This is a genomic window from Arthrobacter sp. MDT2-16 (assembly GCF_054510925.1).
This window is the reverse complement of sequence record NZ_JBTNDP010000005.1, coordinates 1-13,190: the sequence shown is the minus strand read 5'-3', so window position 1 is coordinate 13,190 and position 13,190 is coordinate 1. Positions and strand designations below refer to the sequence as shown.

Sequence of the window (13,190 nt, the reverse complement as noted above, 5' to 3'; positions counted from 1 at the left end):
GCCTCAGAGAATGACTAGTCCTGCCACTGAGCGGATCCTGATGGCGGTACAGGACATCCTCGTGTCGGACGGGATCGAGGACGTGACTATCCGCAACGTCGCGAAGGCTGCCGGCGTCTCCCTCGGCGCGGTTCAGCATCACTACCGGACCAAGGATGACCTGCTCATGGCGGCCATGGACAGGGTCAGCGGACAATTCATGGAGCGAGTGATGTCCGTGACCACACCGACCGCGACGCCGACCGCGAATCTCGCAGCTGTGTGTCACATCCTTGGTGGAGTCGACGACGAATCCAGGACGGCTTCCGTGGTCTGGTTGGCGTTCGCATCCAAGGCGGCAACCAGCGAGCTGATCGGCCGAGCACATCAGGAATCATGGCGTCTCCTGGAAGGCGGGCTCACGGAGTTGCTGCGGCAAGTCGACCCGGTTCTCGGGAGCGACGACGCGGCTACTCTCATGGCACTGCTCGACGGGATTGCGATTGCGCGGGCGACCGAGGCCGAGCGCATGACGCGGGAGCGAGCCCATCGCATCATCAATGCCCTCCTCGAACACTTCGAGCCCTAGGCGGGTACTGCAAGGGTGCACCCGAACGCCTCAGCGCCGATCCGCTCAGGTGGCCTTCGTCTGGAGTCCTTCTTCGGCTTGTGCGATAGAAGCGTTCGAGGGTTCAGAGGTCACGCAGTGTCGCCCCGACGCAGTACGTCTGTAAATCCCTTACCGGACGTCGGCGTTCGGGCACCAGAAGAAGACCCGGTCTGATACTTAGCCGTCATCGATTTCCTGGTGCGGAGAACACATTGCAGCCGTTCCGTCAGCGTCACCCTACTCCCCGGGGTCGGCGCGGAAGCGGATCCCTCACCGTGCGGATGGGGTCGAGGCCTGGACGGTGATGGCGGTGATGCTCGCGGTGATCTGAGCGAGAAGCAGCCAGGGGTGGACGGTATCCAGGTAGAGCGTGAGGAGGAGCGGGGCCATCGAGAGGACGGTCATGTCTGTCCCGCGTAGAAGCGAGGACACCTGATCTCGCGGTACGGAGCCAAAGGGTGTTTCCACCGGTGGTGTGGTCCAGTCCGTAGCGGGGCGTGTTGCCGCGCGAGCGGCCCCGGCTCCCATGCCGAGACCGGCGAGGACGCCTAGGAGCACGAGAAAAGAAGTGCCAGCACCGAGTACTACCAGTGTTCCGGTCAGGGCGCCCATCCATGCTGCCATAGCTGATGCGGGCATGATCATCCGGCTGCACCGCACCAGGACCGGGCTGACGGGTAGGAGCGCGTCGAGCTCGGGGATGACGGCTGTCCGTCGGGCGATAGTTCCCGCCCCTGCCGTCACGAGACAGCCGGCGATGAGGGTCACGGTCAGTTGAAGGAACACGGGAAGGGCTGGGGTGATGAGGGTGATGCTGACGCATGATCCCAGCCATACCAGGGCGGCGGTGGGCGGGGGTTGCAGGCGCAGGAACGCCACGACGTCGGCGCGAATCACGGCTGTGAGAGGCCGGCGGGTGGGTCGTCCGTAATAGCGTGAGCCGCGGCGGCTGACGCGCGTGGAGGGTGCGGCCACCAATGAGCGGCGCAGTTCGTTCATGTCGATGAAGAAGATGGATGCCGCGGCGTGGCCCGAGACGGCACCCCCACGCTGCAACTCCACACCGCGCACGTCGCCGACGCGGGGGACCACGTAGGCGAGGAGCACCGCAGCCAGGCTGAGGACCAGGATGAGCGGCCACATCGAAAAGCCCAGGAACGGCAGGACAGCCACGGGAATGAGCCCGAGAAGGATCGTAGCGCGGAGTGCACCGGCCGCAGATGTCAGTTGCAAGGCCGCGGCTCCGATAACAGCCACGATAGAGGCGCCACCGAAGATCACTGCCGAGTTCGCATGATCCCAAGGTGACCGGTCGAGCGCGGTCAGGAGACTGAACGGCACGTAGGCGACCGATGCGACGGCGCCGACGGCGACCAGGCGTCGGAGAAACGACGGGAGGACCATGGGCCGCCGGTCGACCGGTAGCGGTAGCCACCAGGCTCCTTCGGCCTGGCCGACGGTGACAGGTCCTAGCCGGCGGGCCAGTACAACGACCCCGACCAATGCCAGATAGGTCAGAAGCATCCATACGATACCGGCGGGCACGACCTGCCAGTGTGCGGCCACCAGGGCGGTCCCGCCGATGTTTCTCGCCGCGATCTCGCCACGGAGTGCCACGACGAGGGACGCCACCATCATCACCACACAGGCACCTGCAAGCGCGTTCGAGTACAGGTCGACGAAGAGATCGCGGGTTGATGAACGCGCCCTGTTGTACTGCCCGGCCGCGCGCCTGGTGAAGCTCACAACATTCCGGGCCAGGCGCACCGAATCAGCCTCGGGCGTCGCCAGTCCTGCAGTCGCCCTCCAGGGTTCAGGCACCTGCAATGATCTGCGCTCCCCGCTCTGTACTCACGGGTCTGACGGTCTCGTCGATGACCAGGCACGCCGTCGCCGTCTGAACCAGCAGCCGGGGATCATGGGTGACCAGGACGACTGTGGTCCCGGCATCAGCGCATCCCTGGATCCGTCGGGACAGCGCATCGCGCATCACCGGATCCAGACGGTGCTCGGGCTCATCGAGGAACAACAGTGACGACGGACGGATGAAACCCGCGGCCAGAAGCAGGCGCCGGCGTTGCCCGGAAGACAGTGCGTCAGGGACCGCGTGAGCTCTGTCCGCGATGCCGAAGAACTTCAGCTCAGCATCGACGGCTTCCTCAGGAGAACTCACCGAGTGACCCCGTGCCACCAGGAGCAGGTGCTCCCGTACCGTCAGTGACGGAAAGAACACATCCTCATCGAACACGGCCGCGACCTGTCGGCGGAACTCCACGGCGTCGGGCATCACCGGTAGACCATGAACCCGCACGTCCCCTGACAACGGGTCCTGACGCCCCGCCAGGGTCCGGACAACAGTGGACTTACCGGCACCATTGAAACCGACCACCGCAAGAACCTCACCGGAGGCCAGACCGAGGCTTACCTCCCCACAGACAGGAGTGCCGACGTACCCGACCAGCAGACCATCAGCTTCAAGCACATCCCCCATGGCAACCACCCTCCAACTCTAAACGGGACTGGCAAGCGCCCGATCGATCCGGGGGAGGGAGGCGCGAGCCCGTCGAGCGGTGATGAGGGGGGCTGGCTCCTGCCCTGTTTGGATTGCAGCGTCGAGTAGGAAGCCCCCGACTCAACGGAGTGCTAGTGCAAGGCCGAGCATGGCGAGGGCGAGTATGGGAAACATCCAGTTCGTGACCTGAACGATGACTCTCGCGCCGGTTCCGGTGCTACTCACTGCCCCCGAGCTCGGGTCGGTGATGTCATCGTCGTCCGTCGTGGAGGATGACCGAATGGTGTTGCTGACCGAGAGTGCCACCATGACCAGGGCGCTGCCGATGAGCCAGGGCAACGGATCGAGCGCTAGCCATGCTTCGGCCTGGTCGGTCGGGGTGGCGACGCCGGACATGACGCCGGCGAGGGCGCAGACAGCGGTGATCGCTATGCAGGCCCAGATTCGTCGGACAATGGCGTCGAGGTAGAGCGGCAGGAAGGCTACGAGCACCACGGGTGTGGCGAGGAGAGCCAGTTGTGCTGGTGAAACCAGGAGTAGTTCAGACCGGGTCGAGGACACGACCGCCTGGTTGAAGAGCAGGAAGGCCAAAAGCCCGAGCAGTGACGGCCAGAGTGCTTTTCGCACCCAGTCGTGTTTCGGCGCGGCGGGAAGCTCGAGCGCAGCAGCGTAGTCGCGGGCGGGACCGAACGCTTCTTCGGCCTGCTGGCCGGTATCGCTGAGGAGTTCCTTCGCGCTTGCGACGGTGTCACCGATGGCGCTTCCGTGGACTTGGCGGAGCCGGAGTTCCATGACGAGTTGGTCGAACCATTTCTTATCGCTGGTCTGCTGGATCATGGGGAGCCCTCCCTGGCAGGTTGGTCGAGGTAGCGGGTAGTGACATCGGTGAAACGCAGCCAGTCGGCGCTGAGGCGTGTCACTTCAGCGCGGCCCTGATCGGTCAAGGCGAAGTACTTGCGGCCCGGACCGCCGTCGCCGGCCCTCCATTCCGTCGTGACCAAGCCCGCTGCTTCGTATCGGGTGAGAAGCGGATACAGAGTTCCGCCCTTGATCGTGCCCAAGCCGTAGCGCTCAAGTTCGCTGATGATCGCGTAGCCGTAGGAGGGACCAGGGGATAGGGCGCGGAGGGCGAGAAACCCCAGGGTGGCCCTGAGCCAGTCGCTTGGCCAGTCCACGCTTGCTGCGTCTCGGGGCGTTGAGGTGGAGACTTCCATGACTAGATTGTGTCTCTAAGTAGTTAGCCTGTAAAGGTCTACTCGGCTGCGCCTGATACCCCAGCTGCCTGCAAGCCGCTCCCGCTGCCGGCAGGAGTTCGACGGGCACGGTGCAGTTCGATGGATGTCATGAAGCGGTCACTTCGGCCTGAGGTTGGGCATCGCAGCGGCTGTCCTGCTGGTTCCCTGCGTGTTGCTCTCGGCGATACTCATCACGGCCTCGCTGGTCATTCGGCATCGTGAAACAAGTGAAGAGACGCGAGTGAAGGGCAATTCGACCTCCGCCGCTCGCTGAGCCAACAACTTCTCCTCAGGCCGGCACCTGCCCGATTGACGAGCGGCAGTCGAGACAGCATCGCTGCGGAGGAAGAGGACGCGCAGCATGGGTCTTCTCGCAGAGCAGGCGTCCGATACTTGAGTCATGCAGCGCGCGAGGGTTCATGTGATGGGGGCAAGCGGAAGTGGTACGACGACTCTCGGTAGGGCATTAGCTGACTATTGGTCGGTTCCTCACGCGGACGCCGACGACTACTTCTGGGTGCCCACCGTCCCTCCATACGTGGTGAAGCGTCCGGAGGACGCTCGGCGGGCTCTGATGCGCGACGTTTTCGTGCCGCGGGAGGGGTGGGTCCTGTCCGGGTCAGTAATGGGCTGGGGAGAAAGCATCATCGAAGAATGTGATGCCGTGGTCTTTTTGACGCTGGACCCGCGTGAGAGATTGCGACGCCTTGAAGCCCGCGAGGTCCATCGGCGGGCCGGCGGAGCCTTTGATGAGGCGGCGTGGTCCGACTTCCTGGAGTGGGCGAAAGGATATGACGATCCGGCGTTCGACGGCAGAAGCCGGGCACGTCATGAAGCATGGCTTGATCAACTCGATCGACCAGTTCTGCGTCTGAGCAGCGGAATGTCTGTAGCGGGACTCCGCGACGCCGTGCTGAGGTGGGAGCCCCTGCTGCCAGGAAGCTCGGCAGTCCGGTGAACGGTACTTCTCCGTGTCGTGACAAGTGAGAAGCTGGAGCTTCGCAGGCACGAGGGAGAGCAGAGTTTCGATGGCGTCAGCAGTGACCGCTCTCAAGGCAGCTGGAGCCACACTCGAGGACGTCATCAGTACATGCGTGCTCGTGGCATCGACCGATCGAGATGATCTCGTCACTGCCTGGGAGGTTGTCCGCCGAGCGTTCGGTGCACATGACGTCCTGAGCTCTCAGTTGGGTGTGAGAGTCCTTGGATACAAGCATCAACTCGTGGAGATCGAAGCTGTGGCCGCTGTACGCGATTGAAGGACCGCTAACCGTCCCGTTCAACGATCCGCTTCCGAGCCTGATCATGTGTGGTCGGAGTGCCACAGCGCACATGGCCGCTGAAGCCGGCGGATTGCGGCGGCCCTCTGTGCACGCAAAGCAATCGCACCGCTGCGTACCAATACCTCAGCAATCAAGCAGGTAAAGCTCCATCTCACTACGTAGCACGCCCAACACCGCTCGTGAGCCGATCCCTTTGTGGAACAGGGGTGAGGTCAGCTTCGTCGTGAGCTTGTGGTGAGTTCGCTGGATAGGAAGGCCCAGGCGGTGAGCCCGAAGGCCCAGGCGCCGGCCCAGTACCCTCCTCCGAGTGCGGCGATGAGGGCAAGGAGGCTTCCGGGGGAAGGAACACGCCCACGGCTGGGACGGACGGCCGGAAGTCAAGGACCGCAGCGCCGACGGCTATGTGAAGGTCACCGAAGGCCAGGCCAAGCCGCATGTCGGTGGCGGGGGCGCCGGATTCACCGATATGCATCAGCAACAGCACGCCGATGCTCTGGGTGGTTGTTGCGCCGGCGACGCGCACCTATATGTCCTCAGCAGCCACACTGGTAGGCAACCGCCATTGCGGGGTTCCATTCAATGCTTGCAGCGGAGTCAGCCCCGCAGGCCCATCATTCCACCGTGGCGAGAGAGCCATCCTCACAACAACCAGCACACGCTAGGGAATGGTCAGCCGAATGGGTCGTTGTAGGCCATTTCCCTGCACGCAGCCGATCGCACCCGTTACTGCCTTCATTGAGCACGACCTGTGTCACTGTAGAGGGATGACGCCGGATGCAGGAACCTATGACCTCGAGGATCTGCGGGCGCGGGTCATGCAAAAGAACGGCGGATCGGTGGACGACAGCATTCCCGAACTCGCCGCCGCGGACGCCGACCAATGCGCCCTGGCCCTGGCCCTGCCCGACGGGACGGTGCGCGGCACTACGCAGGCGGAATCACCATTCAGCGTGCAGTCGGCGGTCAAACCATTCCTGTTCGCCCTGGCCCTGCTGGACACGGACGGCGAGGCCCTGAATCTCATCGGAATCGAACCGACCGGCGAAGCCTTCGACGCGATCAAGCTCGAGAGCGGCACCGGCCGCCCACCCAACCCGATGGTCAACGCCGGAGCGCTGCTCACGGCATCGCTCATCGACGGCAGCGATGTCGACGAGCGTAACGAGCGGATCCTCCGAGGCCTCTCCGCCTTCGCCGGGCGTCGGCTCGAAGTGGATGAAAGCGTCGCCCACAACGAGCACCTCCTCGGCGACCGCAACCACGCCCTCGCACACCTCATGCGGGCGGAGGGAACCCTGCACGTCGGCGCCGACGATGCCGTCGCCGTCTACGCTCGCGCCTGCGCCGTCCTGGTCGACGTGAAGGCACTCGCGGTGATGGGAGCGACCCTCGCCTGCGGCGGAGTCAACCCGGTGTCCAAGGAGCGCGTCGTCCCGCCGGCCGTGGCTCGCGACGTCGTCTCGGTCATGGCGACCTGCGGTGTGTATGACGGCTCAGGCCGTTGGATGCGTGGAATCGGCATCCCCGCGAAGTCCAGCGTCTCCGGAGCGATCGTGCTCTCCGCCCCCGGGCGGCTCGGTGCCGCGGTCATAAGCCCGCCTCTCGACGAGCAGGGCACGAGCGTGCGTGGGCGAGTCGCCTCCGACCTTCTGAGCATCGAGCTCGATCTGCACGCCTTCGGCTCGGCGACGAGCGGTGACCGCGGGGGACGCGCGTCCCGCACCGAGTGAGTGACCTCGCCGAACATCGCCATGTCGACCCTGATGGTCACCGACTTGTCGTAAGTCGAGCTCCGCTCAGCAGGGGCGCGGACAGGCAGCACAATCGTCATGCAGTCACCCTGGCGACGAATTCAACGCCCCAGTTCGACGCCCCAGCTGACGCAGGCCTGCCTGTGGTTGTGACCTATGCAGACGGAATTACTGAAGCACAGAGCCTCAACCTTCAAGCTCTCAGCAGCCCCCGTAGTCATGTCCGCTCATCCTTGCTCCAGCGAACAAGCGGGCTTGATGGGAAGGGCATTTCCGCATCATTGCACCGCGAACCCTCGAAGCGGTTTCAGGCGGTGAAAGCGTCAACGAGGAGCAGTGCGTCCTCTGTTACCTCTCGTCGCCACGCGTGATGCGCTTTGCGGATCCGAGTGACGACCAAGCCGTGCAGCGCAATCCAGAGCAACTCCGCCTGCACCGTCTCGTCCCTGCCGCCGGCAGGCAGTCCGCGGAGCCGGTCTTCGAGCCGCCCTTGCAAGCGGTCGACGCCGGCGTCGATCACCGTCGGGTTCTCGAGGAGGTCGCGCCCTTCGAAGAGCAGCTGATACGCCCCCGGATTGGCGACGGCCCACGTCGCGTACGCGATGGCCATCGCCCGTAGCGCTTGCAAGCGGTCTATGGGTAGCGCGCCAGCTGACCCATGCTCGTCGACGGCGGTCTCGAGGTCGGCGAGGCTCTCACCTGCGACGGCCAGGAGTAATGCCTGCTGCGATGGGAAGTAGCGGTAGACAGCCGTGGCCGAGACGCCACATGCGCGTGCGGTTTCGCGGAGGGATGGTGGAGTGACCGACAGCCGCTGGGAGAGTAGCTCTGTCGCCGCGGCGAGGAGCTCGCCGCGCAGCTGATCCCCGGAGCGCGCCCGTGCGGTCGTCGTCATGACTTCACCTTCGCACATAGCGGGAGATACGACACAAGCACGTTGACACGCGTTCACCCGGCGCTATGGTTAACACCTGTCAACCTATAGGAGCAGCTAGATGGACTACTCGAGCACAACCGCCCTCGTCACCGGTGCGAGCTCCGGGATAGGTCGCGAGTTTTCGCGCGCTTTCGCTGCGCGGGGTGCGGATCTCGTCCTCGTCGCACGGAGGATCGAGGTCCTCGACGGGTTCGCCCGGGCACTGAGGGAAGAGTTCGGAAGAGAGGTGACGACCATCGCCCTCGACTTGTCGCAGCCGGACAGTGGGACGCGTCTCCTCGATGAGCTCGGCAGGAGGGGCGTGCACGTCGACACGGTCGTGAACTGCGCCGGCATCGGGCGCACGGGGGACTTCGTCGACATGGCCCGGGCGGACATCGAGGATCAGCTCGCTGTGAACATTGATGCGGTGGTGGACGTGTGCCGCGCATTCCTGCCTGGTCTATTGCGTTCTGGGAAGGGCGCCCTCGTTAACATCGCGAGCCTCACCGCTTACATGCCCACACCGGGCATGGCGGTCTACGCCGCGTCGAAGGCGTTCGTCTTGCGCTTCACCGAGGCGTTGGCGCATGAACTCCGCGACACCGGGGTCACGGTCATGGCGTTCTCGCCCGGCCCGACCAAGACGGATTTCTATCGCAGCTCCCAGAGCGATGAAGAGGGAGTGCGCTTCGAAACGCCACAGCAGGTCGTCGCAGCAGCGTTCCGCGCGCTGGACAAGCGGAGGTCACCGGTTAGCAGTGTGTCGGGCCAGGCGAACCGATGGACGAGCCGCATCGTGACACTTCTTCCCCGACGAATAGTTCTCCGCCTCGCGAACTCCTCATCAGTGCCGGTCGGAGATCGGATGTAAGAAGGCAGACGAGGCGCGGCTGGGCCCGGTTTTATCGCGAACCGTCGGCGTCCAATAGCCGATCCTTTAGCGTGCACGTTTGTCGTCGATGGAAAAGCCTTCTCTGCTTGTCCGTTGCTCGAGCGTTTCGAGTTCCTGGAAGAACGTGACTTGCCAGCGAGCGAGACCCTGCAACCTTGCTTTCATGGTCCGGAATGGAATTCCCGTCGGGTTCACCAGGACCTCGTTGCCAGATTTCTTTGAGAGTGCGACGCCCTGATCTGTGTAGGCGACTTCGAGTGCTATCCGCAACAACGACAGGGTAAATCCCCAGCCCGATCTCTAACCGGTCGGTGCCTCTGACTCCAGGGCAGGCGGGGCTGCGGAGATGTTCGAGATGGCCTTCCACAGGAGGGCGAGGGTGAGGGCGGAGCCCGCGAAGGCGAACCACCACGGCCCGGTCAGCCCCCACACCTGGGCGATCAGCCCGCCGAGCAGCTGCCCGATCACGAGCCCACCGAATACGCCCACCATGTTGACGGACGCGATGCGCCCCTGCAGGGACAGGGGAACGAGGCGCTGCCGGACGGTCGTCGAGATGGTGCCCCAAATAAAGGCATAGACACCGAACCCGAACATGATCACGAAGGCGAGCACGGCCGACGTCGTGAGAGCGAAGCCAAGGTGCATCAGCACCTCAAGGCTGAGGCAGACCCGCATCATGGTTGCCAGGCGGACCCTGCGTTCGAGCCAGCCGAAACAGCTGATCCCCACGAGTCCGCCCAGAGCCGCGGAGGTCGCGAGCAGGCCGTAGCCGACGGCGCTGAGGCCGAGGTACTCCGTGGCGTAGAGCACGAGGACGTACCAGGGGGCCGCCCACGTCACGTTGAAGATCAGGATGATGAGGATCAGCGTCCGGACGGGCGCGTTGCCACGTAGCCAGGAAAGACCCTCCCGGATGGGCCGAGGCTTGATGCCGTCGTCGAGAGCAGTCACGTCCCGCTGCGGAGGAGGCGTCCTCGCCATCTTCGAGACGAGGACGACGGCGAGGCTCACGCAGAGGATTTGCACGGTGAATGGCCAGAACGAGCCGACAGCGAAAAGGAAAGCGCCCAGCGGCGGTCCGACGAGTTGGTTGGCCACGAGGTATCCGGCCTGCAGGCGGGCATTGCCGACTCCGAGATCGGCCGATGGCACTGTCATGGGAAGCAGCGTGCTGCCGGCCGTGTCCGCGAAGACTTCGGCCGTTCCGTAGAGGAAAGCCGAGACGAGCACCACCCAGATGCTCACGTGACCGGTCACGAGGACGGTCACGAGACCCAGGACGATGACGGCCCGGACCCCGTTCGCCAGCATGACCAGTCGGCGCCGGTCATGATGGTCGGCGATCGAACCCGCCAGGAGTCCGAATAGGAGCCACGGCAGGATCTGCATCATCGCCCCGGACGCGACCAGGAGCGGCGACGACGTCACCGACGCGATCAGCAACGGAGCGGCCGAGAGGGCGATCCCGTCACCGATGTTGCTCGTCCAGGTGGACGCGAGCAACCATCTGAAGCTGATACCCAACCGGCGCGGAGCGAGCACCTCACCGAACGAGGACATTGCGTTCTCCTGACGACGGGAAGGTGGCGGGGGGACGGTCGGTTGCACCGTTTGTCTTCTTGTCTTCGGATCGTATCGGGTAGGGCGAAGTCACCAGTCCGTAAGCCAGTCGCTCATCGCAACACCGCGCCGGACTCCCCATGGCGCACCGCTAGCATCGCACTTAGGAAGCGGCGTCGTCCCGCAGGACCCACCGCACGAAGAGCCCGGTGAGGGCGCCCCAGGCGGGCGCTACTGAGACTTCAGCACTGATGCGCCGGGTACACCTGAACGCCACAGGCGGATTGGCCCAGATCACGTTGCTCTAAGGTCCTTTCGCGGCTTTCCCATTAGCGTGCGAGGGTCTAGACATCGTGCAACAACGGTCCGTCGCGCAGCCCGTGGCGGATCCCCGAAGCGCTACCCCAAGGGGTCGACGTCGACCAGCTCGGAGCGGCACTGGGTGTAATCATCGCGCCGCGAAGCTCCGCCCGCGAGTGTCTCGTAACCGACTCTTTCGTCATGAGTCGATGTCCGTGTTTGCGAGAGACTGCATCATAGGGCTTCGCTCGTTGAGGTACTCGAGGGTGTAGAAGCCAAGTTGGGGTAGTCCGAGCGTTTTCAGGTAGGACGCCGATTCCCGCCGGTCGGCTCGTGCCGCTACGGCCAGGAGCTGCAGGGAAGACAAAGAGTCAGTGTTCATCACACGACGCCCTAGATGCCGGGGCTATTGCTTTTGCCGGCGGACCTTCGCGTACAGGAATTCGGAAGCGTGTTCCGCCGAAGATCATCAGGACGAATCCCAGGACACCGAGAAGCAGGACCTTCACGACGACGGCGAGGATCACCACAGAGAAGGCGACCAGCACAACGACCAGGGCGATGATTGAACCGACCGAACCAGTCGTGTGGCGCTTGATATCGCGATTCCTGGCTGGCTGGGCCATCGTGGAGGTTTCCGGGGTCAGCTGCCGCTCGAGCTCACGCCATTGACGGCGTTCCTCCGCTGATAGAGCCACCTCGTTCTCTTCCCGACCTCTCTGATTCCTTGCTACGGACTGTTAACGTTCTTAGCCGGCATTACGCGCCTTGAGGGCGGGGAAGGGCCACCCACCTATGGACCTCATCTCGTCCTCTTCTTCTCGTCCTCTTCGTACGAGTAAGGGCCGGTCTTGAGGGCGCCCCTTGAGTGCCACCAGCAGGTGTCATGTCCACAGTAGAAGCACGCGGACGGAGAAGACAAGTAAACTTACTATCAGTATGCTTAGGTCCTGTAAGCGGGGGCGCTGCCTCTGCGAAGGAGTTATGAAGACGCTCTTTCACCGCCCGAACAGGGGCGAACAATCACCCGCACGCTGGCGCGGCGGGGCCTTTCATCGTGGATTCTCCGACACTCTGTCGAAGGCGCACCGCACAGAAGGTCCCCACGAAGCGGCTCGTGTATCTGAGACGAAAGAAGATCTGACATGGCAGAGCACAACACCTCAGGGGCCAGTACCCCCAAGAGCCGCAGAAACGACGTCGTTGCTGCGCAGAAGGAACGCTTCGGCGGTATCAAGTGGGGCTCGGCATTCTTCGGCTGGCTCACCGCCATCGGGATGACCGTCCTGCTCGGCGCCCTCGCGACGGCAATCGGTGTTGGCGTGGGAGCGGCGAACACCAGCGGCGCATCCGACGCCGCGAACCAGGCCACACAGAACGCAGAGACGCTCGGGATCGTCAGCGGCATCGTGCTCGCGATCGTCCTGTTCCTTGCCTACTACTGCGGCGGCTACGTCGCCGGGCGCATGGCCCGCTTCGACGGTGTGAAGCAGGGTGTGGCCGTGTGGCTGTGGGGCATCATCATCGCGATCGTCGTCGCGATCCTCGCCGCTATCGCGGGCGATCAGTTCAACATCCTCTCCAGCATCGGTGGCGCACCTCGCATTCCGGTTGATGGCAGTCTGCTGACCGCCAGCGGTCTGATCGGCCTGGCGATCGCGGTCCTCGTCCCCCTGATCGGCGCGATCCTCGGCGGCAAGGCCGGCATGAGCTTCCACCGCAAGGTCGACCAGGCCGGCATCAACCACCAGGCCGGCATCACCGACCACTGACGCCGGACCTCAACATAGGCTCCTGACGCGGGCCTTCATTACCAGCTAGTACCTGTCGCCAGCACCGTTATCCCGATACGGACAACGCTGCACCGGCTGATACTCACTACCAGTGACCGGGCATCATGCCTGACCCTCCACGAAAAGAGATTTCTATGATCACGCAGAACGACATCGACACCATCCTCTCGGGCCGCGGCCATGTCCTGGATTCCCACGGCGCCAAGATCGGCTCGGTCGGCCAGGTGTATCTGGATGACCAGACCCAGGATCCGAGCTGGGTCACCGTCAAGACCGGCCTGTTCGGCACCTCGGAGTCCTTCGCACCCCTGCAGGGAGCGAATGTGAACGGCAACGACGTGACCATCGGCTAC

Annotated in this window: 14 protein-coding genes; 7 read left to right on the top strand and 7 right to left on the bottom strand. The window is 64.0% G+C overall.

Translation table 11 applies throughout. From position 1 onward, the window contains the following. Positions 1 to 10 precede the first annotated feature (10 nt). Complete coding sequence (locus ACX80N_RS10120; protein WP_459339293.1) at positions 11 to 568, top strand: TetR/AcrR family transcriptional regulator; 558 nt, start codon at positions 11 to 13, stop codon at positions 566 to 568. Between the two features lie 291 nt (positions 569 to 859). Here ACX80N_RS10120 and ACX80N_RS10115 read toward each other — a convergent pair whose 3' ends face one another. The 4 genes from ACX80N_RS10115 to ACX80N_RS10100 all read right to left on the bottom strand — a co-directional run bounded on the left by ACX80N_RS10115 (position 860) and on the right by ACX80N_RS10100 (position 4,315). Further along, positions 860 to 2,335: a DUF6297 family protein gene (locus tag ACX80N_RS10115; protein ID WP_459339292.1), complete on the bottom strand. Its 1,476-nt coding sequence runs from the start codon at positions 2,333 to 2,335 to the stop codon at positions 860 to 862. 67 nt (positions 2,336 to 2,402) lie between these two features. Beyond that, positions 2,403 to 3,080: an ABC transporter ATP-binding protein gene (locus tag ACX80N_RS10110; protein ID WP_459339476.1), complete on the bottom strand. Its 678-nt coding sequence runs from the start codon at positions 3,078 to 3,080 to the stop codon at positions 2,403 to 2,405. Positions 3,081 to 3,221: 141 nt separating this feature from the next. After that, a complete protein-coding gene (locus tag ACX80N_RS10105) occupies positions 3,222 to 3,938 on the bottom strand; it encodes a hypothetical protein (RefSeq protein ID WP_459339291.1) in 717 nt (238 codons plus the stop codon). Then, entirely contained in the window at positions 3,935 to 4,315 is a 381-nt protein-coding gene (locus tag ACX80N_RS10100; protein WP_459339290.1) for a PadR family transcriptional regulator, read from the bottom strand. The genes ACX80N_RS10105 and ACX80N_RS10100 overlap by 4 nt, the downstream gene beginning before the upstream one ends. A 421-nt stretch (positions 4,316 to 4,736) precedes the next feature. Between ACX80N_RS10100 and ACX80N_RS10095 the strand changes: the two genes are divergently transcribed. The 3 genes from ACX80N_RS10095 to glsA all read left to right on the top strand — a co-directional run bounded on the left by ACX80N_RS10095 (position 4,737) and on the right by glsA (position 7,349). Continuing rightward, complete coding sequence (locus ACX80N_RS10095) at positions 4,737 to 5,294, top strand: P-loop NTPase family protein (protein WP_459339289.1); 558 nt, start codon at positions 4,737 to 4,739, stop codon at positions 5,292 to 5,294. Between the two features lie 70 nt (positions 5,295 to 5,364). Continuing rightward, the gene (locus ACX80N_RS10090) at positions 5,365 to 5,595 is read left to right on the top strand and encodes a RidA family protein (protein ID WP_459339288.1); all 231 of its coding nucleotides are present in this window, start codon (positions 5,365 to 5,367) and stop codon (positions 5,593 to 5,595) included. A 788-nt stretch (positions 5,596 to 6,383) separates the two neighbouring features. After that, positions 6,384 to 7,349 carry a glutaminase A gene (glsA, locus tag ACX80N_RS10085; RefSeq protein WP_459339287.1) on the top strand — a complete coding sequence of 322 codons (966 nt, stop codon included), beginning with the start codon at positions 6,384 to 6,386 and terminating at the stop codon, positions 7,347 to 7,349. A 328-nt stretch (positions 7,350 to 7,677) separates the two neighbouring features. Here the strand turns inward: glsA and ACX80N_RS10080 are convergent, their stop codons facing one another. Beyond that, entirely contained in the window at positions 7,678 to 8,265 is a 588-nt protein-coding gene (locus ACX80N_RS10080; RefSeq protein WP_459339286.1) for a TetR/AcrR family transcriptional regulator, read from the bottom strand. Positions 8,266 to 8,365: 100 nt separating this feature from the next. On the opposite strand from ACX80N_RS10080, the gene ACX80N_RS10075 reads away from it, so the two are divergent. Further along, positions 8,366 to 9,160, top strand: coding sequence for an SDR family NAD(P)-dependent oxidoreductase (locus ACX80N_RS10075; RefSeq protein WP_459339285.1), 795 nt, complete (start codon positions 8,366 to 8,368; stop codon positions 9,158 to 9,160). A 321-nt stretch (positions 9,161 to 9,481) separates the two neighbouring features. On the opposite strand, the gene ACX80N_RS10070 is transcribed toward ACX80N_RS10075, so the two are convergent. Then, the gene (locus ACX80N_RS10070; protein ID WP_459339284.1) at positions 9,482 to 10,744 is read right to left on the bottom strand and encodes an MFS transporter; all 1,263 of its coding nucleotides are present in this window, start codon (positions 10,742 to 10,744) and stop codon (positions 9,482 to 9,484) included. A gap of 671 nt (positions 10,745 to 11,415) precedes the next feature. Then, entirely contained in the window at positions 11,416 to 11,742 is a 327-nt protein-coding gene (locus ACX80N_RS10065) for a DUF3040 domain-containing protein (RefSeq protein WP_459339283.1), read from the bottom strand. A 447-nt stretch (positions 11,743 to 12,189) separates the two neighbouring features. On the opposite strand from ACX80N_RS10065, the gene ACX80N_RS10060 reads away from it, so the two are divergent. Together ACX80N_RS10060 and ACX80N_RS10055 are read left to right on the top strand one after the other, a co-directional pair. Then, complete coding sequence (locus tag ACX80N_RS10060) at positions 12,190 to 12,816, top strand: hypothetical protein (protein WP_459339282.1); 627 nt, start codon at positions 12,190 to 12,192, stop codon at positions 12,814 to 12,816. A 155-nt stretch (positions 12,817 to 12,971) separates the two neighbouring features. Continuing rightward, positions 12,972 to 13,190 (top strand): PRC-barrel domain-containing protein (locus ACX80N_RS10055; protein WP_459339281.1); only part of this gene is annotated, 219 nt, incomplete at its 3' end.